The 9,701-nt window shown below is 66.2% G+C and carries 3 protein-coding genes; all 3 read left to right on the top strand.

The window, feature by feature from the left end; genetic code table 11:
* Window positions 1-203 precede the first annotated feature (203 nt).
* The 3 genes from ACIBG0_RS10645 (at window position 204) to ACIBG0_RS10655 (ending at window position 9,619) form a co-directional block, all read left to right on the top strand.
* Entirely contained in the window at window positions 204-1,031 is an 828-nt protein-coding gene (locus ACIBG0_RS10645) for a M23 family metallopeptidase (RefSeq protein WP_397031355.1), read from the top strand.
* Window positions 1,032-1,104: 73 nt separating this feature from the next.
* Window positions 1,105-2,088, top strand: a complete 984-nt coding sequence (locus ACIBG0_RS10650; protein ID WP_397031357.1) for a DNA-binding response regulator — start codon at window positions 1,105-1,107, stop codon at window positions 2,086-2,088.
* A gap of 247 nt (window positions 2,089-2,335) precedes the next feature.
* A complete protein-coding gene (locus tag ACIBG0_RS10655) occupies window positions 2,336-9,619 on the top strand; it encodes an amino acid adenylation domain-containing protein (RefSeq protein WP_397031359.1) in 7,284 nt (2,427 codons plus the stop codon).
* Window positions 9,620-9,701: the final 82 nt, after the last annotated feature.

Genomic DNA, 9,701 nt, shown 5'->3' on the forward strand with positions numbered 1-9,701 from the left:
GCGTGACACCGGCCCAGGGGTCTGACCAGGTCTTAAACGGGGATTTTTGCCCAATAGGTTGCGAAATGGTCACGACGCGGTAGAGTTCCCGTCACAACGGATGCCGAAACGTTACAAACGTCGGAGCCCGTTCAGCCACTGTAGGTCGAGCGCTAGGACCAGCTTTGTCGCAGCATCGGGTAGGCCCCAGTTCCATAACCGTCATGAGCCTCATCGGCGACGGCGTTACGGGTCGGCCGACGCGGCATCGCGCCGAGCCGTCGACCACCGAACGTGTGAAGATCGCCGCCGGTGCGGCCGTCGCCGCCGGCGCTCTCATCGGCACCGCGGCTCAGGTCGCGCCTGCCATTGCCGCCCCGCTCCTGCCGGGTGCGCACGACGGGGACGAGGAATCCGCCGCTCCCATCACGTTCAAGGGCACGGCGGAGTTACCTGTCGAAGAGATCAAGGCCGCGGCACCGGTCGCCGAAGTCGCGCAGGCCGACGCGGCCACTCCGGTGGCAGCGCCGATCGCGGACGCGGTCGCCAATCCGTTCGGCATCAGCAATCTGCCGCCGGAGATCGCGGGCCCGCTGGCCCAGGTCGAACAGATCCTCAAGGGCGCGCAGCAGCAGTTCGCTCCGGCTCCCGCGGTGCGTCCGGTGGCCGGTGAGATCAGCTCCGGATTCGGTTCCCGCTGGGGCGAATTCCACTACGGCCTCGACTTCGCCGATCAGCTCGGCGCGCCGATCCATTCGGTGAGCAGCGGCACCGTCATCGAGGCTGGCCCGGCCTCGGGCTTCGGCCTGTGGGTGCGGGTCAAGCAGGACGACGGCACCATCGCGGTCTACGGCCACGTCAACGAGATGTTCGTGCACGCCGGGCAGCATGTGAACGCTGGCGATGTCATCGCCACCGTCGGTAACCGCGGCAATTCGACCGGACCGCATCTGCACCTGGAGATCTGGGATCAGGGCGGCAACAAGGTCGACCCGATGCCGTATCTGGCGGCCAAGGGTGTGCCGCTGCAGTGGGGCCCGTCGGCGCACTGATTTTGTTGCCCGGCTTGATAATCCGACGATCACAACGGTCCCGTGGGGACCGTATGGTCGTTAGGCTCAGGCGATGACTGCGCTGGGCGATATCTTCGAGCCTGGATCACCGCATGGGCGCACCTACGCCGTGCTGGTGCATCATCCGCGATCGAGCCTGGGCGAGGTCGCCGAATATCTGGGCGTCTCGAAGGAGACCGCCGCCGCATCGCTGGAAGTATTGACCCACCTGCAGGCCGCGGTCAGTCAACTGTCGGTCGACGGCGAGGCCATCTGGGACGCGCACGCTCCCGAATCGCTATCCGAAGCCGAGGCGCGGCGCAGGCAGCACGAGATCAACCAAATGCACGCCGCGGCCGCGCGACTGAGCGAGACGTTCCGATCGGTGCGCCGCTCACCGCGCACCAATGGCGCGATCGTGCCGGTTTTCGAACGCCTGGAGATGCTCGCGGATTTCGAGGAGGTCCAGACCTCGGCCCGCAGCACGGTCAAGGTAATCGAACGCGGTCCCTATCTCAGCGATCCGGAACGCGAGCGACAGCTTTTCCTGCTCAAGCGCTCTCGGATCGGTGACGGCATCCGCTACCAGACGCTATATCAGGACACTATTTACCAGGATGCTGAAAGATTGCGGCATGCCCTGTCCACCAACGCTAGTGGCGCACAGGCACGCACCCTACCCGAGCCGCCGTTCAAGCTGATCATCAGCGATGACGAGCGAGCGAGCCTGGTGCTGCACGCGGACGAGCGCCGCCCGGATCCGATGGGTTTGCGCATTACCGGATCGCCTGGATTGCGGTTGCTGGTGAAGACTTTCGATGTGCTGTGGTCGCTGGCGGCGCCGATTTCGGTGAATCCGTCCGCCGACGAACTCGATGAGCGGGATAAGGCGATTCTGACCCTGATGGGCCTGGGTGCGACCGATGACACCATCGCTCGCCGACTCGGCATGTCCCGTCGAACCGTCGTGCGGCGCACCGCGCGGCTGCTGGAGCGGCTCGGCGCGAGTACCCGGTTCCAGGCCGGCGTGCAGGCGACCAGGCGCGGATGGCTGTAGCGCGATCAAGTGAACGCTCGAGTGGACAACATGGGACGAATGCTGAACGATCAATGTCCCGGGAAGTTTGAGGGCTTGTGTCACAACGGATTCGGAGCTAGCACCGTGCACTCCGTGTTCGCGGACAGTTAGCTCTCTTCGATACGGTTACCCGATTGCATTGCGCAGGAGCGGATGCGGCGGCGGAATTCCGCGTGCCTCGATTCGCCTCTGGCATATGTTCGATGTGAAAGGCTAATGGTTGAGAATGGATAGAGCGAGTAGATCTGTTCGGACCAACCGTCGGCGCCGCGTCAGCGCCCCACTCTTCGGACAACTGCTCACCGCCGCCGTCGAATCCGCTGCCGATGCGGTGGCGGTTCGCTTCGACCCGACCGGTGATCCGGCCGACCAGCGCGAGTTGACCTACCGCGAATTCGACGCGGCATCTTCGCGGCTGGCCTGGGAATTGATTGCGCGGGGCATCGGACCCGGTGACATCGTCGCTACCGCGCTGGCCCGCTCGGTCGAGTCCGTGCTCGCGGTGTGGGCGATCGCGAAGACGGGTGCGGCCTACGTTCCGGTGGATCCGGCCTATCCCGCGGAGCGGATCGCGCATATGGTCTCGGACTCCGGCGCAGTGCTTGGCCTGACCACGTCGGCGCATCGCGCGGCGCTGGGCACATCGGTCGATTGGGTCGAGCTCGATGATCCGGTGGTGTCCGAACGGATAGCCGCACAGCCGGAGCGCCCGGTCTCCTATGCCGATCGGGTGCGGCGGCTGGACGAACGACATCCTGCCTATGTCATCTACACCTCCGGTTCCACCGGGCGGCCGAAGGGCGTCGTGGTGACGCATGCCGGGTTGGCCGGGCTGGCCGCCATCGGTCAGCGGTATGGGCTGACAGGTGACTCGCGGGTGACGCATCTGAGTTCGCCGAGTTTCGACTTCTCGCTGATGGAGCTGCTTTTCACATTCTCGGCGGGTGCGACGCTGGTGATCGCACCGCCGACGGTATTCGGCGGTGCCGAGCTCGCGGACCTGCTGCGCCGGGAACGGGTTACCCATCTACTGATCACTCCGGGTGCGCTGGAGTCGGTCGATCCGGCCGGGCTGGACGAACTGCGGGTCGTGGTGACCGGTGGCGACAAGCTCGGCGCCGAACTCGTCGAACGCTGGGCGCGCGACGGGCGGGCCGTTTTCAATGCCTATGGCCCGACCGAGGTCACGGTCATGGTCACGACCGGTCAGATGGAACCCGGTGCGCCGGTCACCCTCGGCGGCACCGTCGCCGGGGTCGCGGCGTTTGTCCTCGATTCTCGCCTGCGGCCGGTGCCCTCGGGTGTTGTCGGCGAGCTCTATTTGGGCGGACCCGCGCTCGCACAGGGCTATCTCGGACGTCGCGGGCTGACCGCGCAACGGTTCGTGGCCAGTCCGTTCAGTGCGCAAGCCGGTGCGCCGGGTACACGGCTGTATCGGACCGGAGATCTGGTGCGGCGCAATGAAAACGGCGTGCTGGAGTATCTGGGCCGGTCCGATTTCCAGGTGAAGATTCGCGGTCTGCGCATCGAACTCGGCGAGATCGATAGCGCGCTCACCGCGCATCCGGATGTGGATTTCGCGGCCACGCTCGGCAAGACATTGCCTTCGGGGACGACCGCACTTGTCTCCTATGTGCTGCCACGTACCGGTGCCGCCGTCGATACCGCCGAGCTCGTGGCCACGCTGGAGCGCAAGCTGCCGAAGTACATGGTGCCCACGGCCATCGTGGTGCTCGACGAGCTGCCGCTGACACCGGTCGGCAAGCTGGATCGCGCCGCGCTGCCCGATCCGGTTTTCCAGGCGCGGGAGTTCCGTGCGCCGTCCACCCGGGAAGAGCAAGTCGTCGCTGAGGTATACGCGGACCTACTGCGTGCCGACGGTGTGGAAGTCGGTGTCGATGACGACTTCTTCGAACTCGGCGGCAACTCGCTACTGGCCGCGCAGGCGGCCGCGCGCATCGGTACCGCGTTGGGCACGCGGGTGCCGGTGCAGTTGGTATTCGAGGCACCCGGAGTCGCCGAACTCGCGCAACGGGTGCGGGTACTTGCGGCGGCCGGACACACTTTGCGCGCACAGCCGCGCCCGGATCGGATTCCGCTCTCCTACGCCCAGCAGCGCATGTGGTTCCTCAACCGCTTCGATCCGACCAGCGGCGTCAACAACATCCCGCTGGCGGTGCGGCTGTCCGGGGCGCTCGATTTCGAGGCGCTGCGTGCGGCGGCACGCGATCTGGTGGCGCGGCACGAGGTGCTGCGGACGGTGTATCCGGCGATCGATGGTGAGGGCATCCAGGTCGTCTTGCCGGTCGATGATGCTCGCGCGGTGCCGGAGCTCGAGATCGTGTCCGCGAGTGCGGCCGAGCTGCCCGAACTGGTCATCGGCGCGGCCGTCGCCGGTTTCGATGTCGCCGTCGCACCGCCGATCCGGCTGCGTTTGGTCGAGCTGGGTGAGACCGAGCAGGTGCTGGTGTGCGTGGTGCACCACATCGCGGCCGACGGTTTGTCCATGGGGCCGCTGGCACGGGACCTGATGTCGGCCTATTCACTTCGGGTGCGTGGCGCGGGGCCGCAGTGGCAGCCGCTCGACGTGCAGTACGCCGATTACGCGATTTGGCAGCGGGCGGTGCTCGGCGCTGAGGACGACGCGCAATCGCTACTGACGCAACAGATCGACTTCTGGCGCACCGAATTGGCCGGACTGCCCGAGCAATTGGCGCTGCCCACCGATCGGCCGCGCCCGGCGGTACTGTCCAGTAGCGGCGCCGTCTTCGCCTTCGAAATCGACGACGAGGTGCATACCGCGCTCGAACGGATTGCCCGCGAGCACCATTCGACGCTGTTCATGGTGGTACACGCCGCCTTCGCGGTGCTGCTGTCCCGACTGGCGGGAACCACCGATATCGCCGTCGGGACCCCTGTTGCCGGTCGTGGGGATGCCGCACTCGACAATGTCATCGGAATGTTCGTCAATACGCTGGTGCTGCGTGGCGAGGTCGACCCCGAACTATCGTTCGCCGATCTGCTGCGCAACTTCCGGCGCGCCGATGTGGCGGCCTTCGGACATGCGGATGTGCCGTTCGAGCGACTTGTCGAGCTGCTCGACCCGGTGCGTTCGATGGCGCGGCATCCGCTGTTCCAGGTGATGCTGACCTTCCAGAACATGGACCGGCCCGAGCTGGAGTTGCCCGGCCTCGCGGTATCCGGCATCGATCTCGGTGTCGTGCAGGCGAAGTTCGATCTCGAGCTGACCGTCGTACCGCGTGCGGACCACGGTGCGGCGAACGGTCTTTCGGCATCGTTCACCTATGCCACCGACCTTTTCGACGAGGCTACGGTGGCCGGGTTCGCGCAGCGCCTGCATCGGGTGCTCGCGGCGGTGGCCGATGATCCGCACCGGGTGGTCGGCGAGCTCGAGCTGCTCGCGCCCGCCGAGCGGCAGCGGATGCTGTGGGACTGGAACGACACCGCGCATCCGGTCGTTCCGGAACTGCTGCTCGACGGATATCGCCGTGCCGTGGCGGCACATCCGGATGCGGTCGCGGTGGTCTACGCGGGAACCGACCTCGCCCACCCGTCGCCCGAGGACCCCTCATCGAGTCGCTCCACGACCCTGACTTATCGCGAATTCGACCAGCGGGTCAATCAGCTCGCGCGCCTCTTGATCCAGCGGGGCGTCGGTGCCGAATCCCTGGTGGGACTGGCGGTTCGCCGTTCGATCGACCTGGTGGTCGGCATGTATGCGATCGTCACCGCTGGCGGCGCGTATGTGCCGTTGGATCCGGATCATCCGGCCGATCGGATCGCGCACATTCTCGACACCGCCGCACCCGTCTGTGTGCTGACCACGACTGCGGATGTCGTCGAGGTATCGGATACGCCGCTCATTTATCTGGATACCGTTGAGCTGACCGGATTCTCGGGCGATCCGGTGCTGCCGACAGAACTGCTGCGTCCGGTTTCGCTGGACAATCCCGCGTATGTCATCTTCACCTCGGGTTCCACCGGTCGCCCGAAAGGTGTCGCGGTAACGCACGCGGCCATCAATAACCAGATCGAGTGGATGCTCGCGCATTACCCGCTCGGTCCCGATGACGTGTATCTGCAGAAGACCGCCACCACATTCGACGTATCCCTGTGGGGTTACTTCATGCCGCTGCGCGCGGGCGCGAAGTTGGTAGTGGCCACACCCGACGGTCACCGGGATCCGACGTATCTCGCGGAAACGATTGCCGCGCAACGCGTCACAGTCACCGACTTCGTGCCGTCCATGCTGACGGTATTCGCCGCACATCTGCGGCACGGGTCCTGCCCGACATTGCGCGATATCTTCGTGATCGGCGAGGCATTGCCGCCCGAGACGGTGACCGCGCTGCGTGCGGTATCGGATGCGGCGGTGCACAACTTGTACGGTCCGACCGAGGCGGCGGTATCGATTACCGCATGGCGCGCGTCCGCGAGCGAGCAGACGACCGTGCCGATCGGCCTGCCGCAGTGGAATTCGCGAGTCTACGTGCTGGACGCGCGATTGCGGCCGGTGCCCGCCGGGGTGGTCGGTGAGCTGTATTTGGCCGGGGTGCAGTTGGCGCGCGGGTACGTCGCACGACCGGATCTCACGGCTGATCGTTTCGTCGCGGACCCGTTCACCGCTGGGTCGCGGATGTATCGCACCGGTGATCTCGTGGTGTGGCGGGAAGATCCGCGCCGATTGGAGTACTTGGGCCGCAGCGACTTCCAGGTGAAGTTCCGTGGTCAGCGCATCGAACTCGGCGAGATCGAGACCGCGCTGCTCGGCCAACCCGCGGTCAGTCAAGCTGCCGCGCTCGTGGCGACCGGTGATCAGCTGGTCGGATATGTGGTGCCGCGGCCGGGTCAACAGGTCGAACCGCAGGAGTTGCGGACGGCGGTGGCCGGAGTGCTTCCGGCATATATGGTTCCGGCCGCCATTGTCGTGCTGGACGCCTTCCCGCTCAACACCAGCGGCAAACTGGATCGCAAGGCACTGCCCGCGCCGACCTTCACCGCACGCGAATTCCGTGCGCCGATCACTCCAACGCAGGAGATAGTCGCCGCTGTCTTCGCCGACGTGCTCGGCATCGAGCGAGTCGGCCTCGATGACGACTATTTCGCGCTCGGCGGTAATTCGCTGCTGGCCACCCGGGTCGTCGCGCGCATCAATGATGCGCTCGATACGAATGTCGCTGTGCGCGACCTATTCGAGACCTCGACCGTTGCCGCGCTCTCCGCCGGAATCATCCCGGGTGCGGGCCGTGTCGCCGCGCGCGTACCGCTGACTCGGACCGATCGTCCGCAGCTGATACCACTTTCCCTTGCCCAGCAACGGATGTGGGTGCTCAATCGGATCGATCCGGAATCTGCGGCATACAACCTGCCGTTCGCGATCCGGTTGACCGGCGAACTCGATGTCGCGGCACTGCGACAGGCCGTCGAGGACGTGCTGGTGCGGCATGAGGCGCTACGTACCCGGTTCCCGACGGCAGGTACCGGCGGGCAGGCGTATCAGGAGATTCTGCCCGCCGCCGAGGTGCTTCCCGATGGACTCGAGGTCGAGACCAGCACCGATGTGCTCGGTCGGGTGGTCGAGCTGGTGTCGGCCGGATTCGATGTGACCGAACAGGTTCCGGTGCGGGCCCGACTACTGGCCGATGGGGACGAGTATGTGCTTGTCTTTGTGGTGCACCATATTTCGGCCGACGGTGCCTCGCTCGCCCCATTGGCGCGTGATCTGGTGACCGCGTATCTCGCCCGTCTCGGCGGTGCGGCACCCGGCTGGTCGCCGCTGCCGGTGCAGTATGCGGATTTCGCGCTCTGGCAGCGCAAGGTCGTCGGCACCGATGACGATGAGAACTCCGTGGCCGCAGGACAATTGGCGTACTGGCGCGAGCAGCTGGCCGGACTGTCGAGCGCACCGGTGCTGCCGCTGGATCGGCAACGTCCGGTAACGCCGTCGGGCCGTGGCGCATCGGTCGGCTGGACCATGCCAGCGCAGGTGCACGAGGGTCTGATACGGATTGCGCGCGAGCATCGATCTTCGGTGTTCATGGTGGTGCACGCGGCGCTGACCGTCTTGCTCGCCCGACTGTCGGGTGGTTCGGATATCGCCATCGGCACGCCCGTCGCCGGGCGCGGTCAGCGGGCGCTGGACGAGCTGGTCGGCATGTTCGTCAATACGCTGACCTTGCGCACATCGGTCGAGCGCGGCATGGCATTCGACGAGCTGGTCGAGCAGACGCGTGCGACGGATCTGGCCGCATTCGCACATGCGGATCTGCCGTTCGAGCGGGTGGTCGAGGTGGTCTCGCCGGGGCGGCCGTTGTTCCAGGTAATGCTCGTCTTCCAGAATCTCGAACAGCCGAGTCTGGAGCTGCCCGGACTGACCGTCGCGGCATTGGATGCGGGCGATGTGGTCGCGAAGTTCGATCTGCAGGTGGTCGTCGAACCGCGCCTGCGGGCGGATGGGACGCCGGACGAGCTGGTCACGGTATTCACCTACGCCACAGATCTATTCGAGGAATCGACGGTGCATGGGCTCGGGCGCATGCTGGAGCGCATTCTGACCGCGGTGGTCGCCGATCCGGGCGTGCGCATCGGCGGCATCGATATTGTCGACGGGCAGGAGCCGGTGCCCACCGCGACCGATGCCACGACGACCACCGATGGCACCGAACTGACCCACCTGCTGACCGCCGCGGTAGAGGATGATCCAGACGCACCCGCGCTGGTGTTGGGTGCGGAGGAAATGCCCTACCGCAAACTCGACGCCAAGTCGTCACAGCTGGCCAGGGTGCTGATCGGGCGTGGTTGCGGTCCGGGGACGGGGGTGGCGATACGGCTGGATCGCGGCGCCGACTGGGCGGTGGCTGCGTGGGCGGTGCTCAAGGCGGGCGCGGCGCTGGTACTGCTGCCTCCGTACGCCGCGCTGCCGGATGAGCCATCGGTGCGGATCGGCTTGACCACCGGTGCGCGTCCGGTCGGTGACGGCATCGAATGGCTGCACCTCGACGATGCCGCGACCAGCGCCGAAATCTCGGCGCAGTCGCTGCGACCGGTCAACCACGCCAATCGGACCGGGGTGCTCAGCGGGTCCGATCCGGCGCTTGTCATTGCCGCGACCGGGGTGCGGATGAGCTACGACGAACTGGCCACCGCGGCCGATCGCCTGCGCGTGCGCACCGGCCTGACCTTCGAATCGCGCACCTTCCAGCACGGCCGGTCCGATTCGGCGGCGAGGTTGCTCGAGGTGGTGAGCGCCGGTGCGACCGGGGCCGGATTGATCGTGGTGCCGAGCGTGCAAGACCTGGGTGCCTCACTCGCCGAGGAGTGGGTGACGCATCTGATCGCCGATCGGGCCGCGCTGGCCGCCATCGACACCGCCCAGCTGGCGGATCTGCGGGCGGTGGTGCTAGAGCAGGTCGGCTCCGCCGAGGTCGTGGTGCCCGAATCGGCCGAGATTGTGCCGTTGGACGAGCTGCTGCCGGTGGTGTCGAGCTGAGTAGATGACCGTGCATGGGGGTGGTGGAGATGTAACGACAAACGCTAGGAAGTAGTCCCGGAAATGTTCGGCTTGTTCGAAG

Source organism: Nocardia sp. NPDC050630 (assembly GCF_044457245.1).
Classification (GTDB): domain Bacteria; phylum Actinomycetota; class Actinomycetes; order Mycobacteriales; family Mycobacteriaceae; genus Nocardia.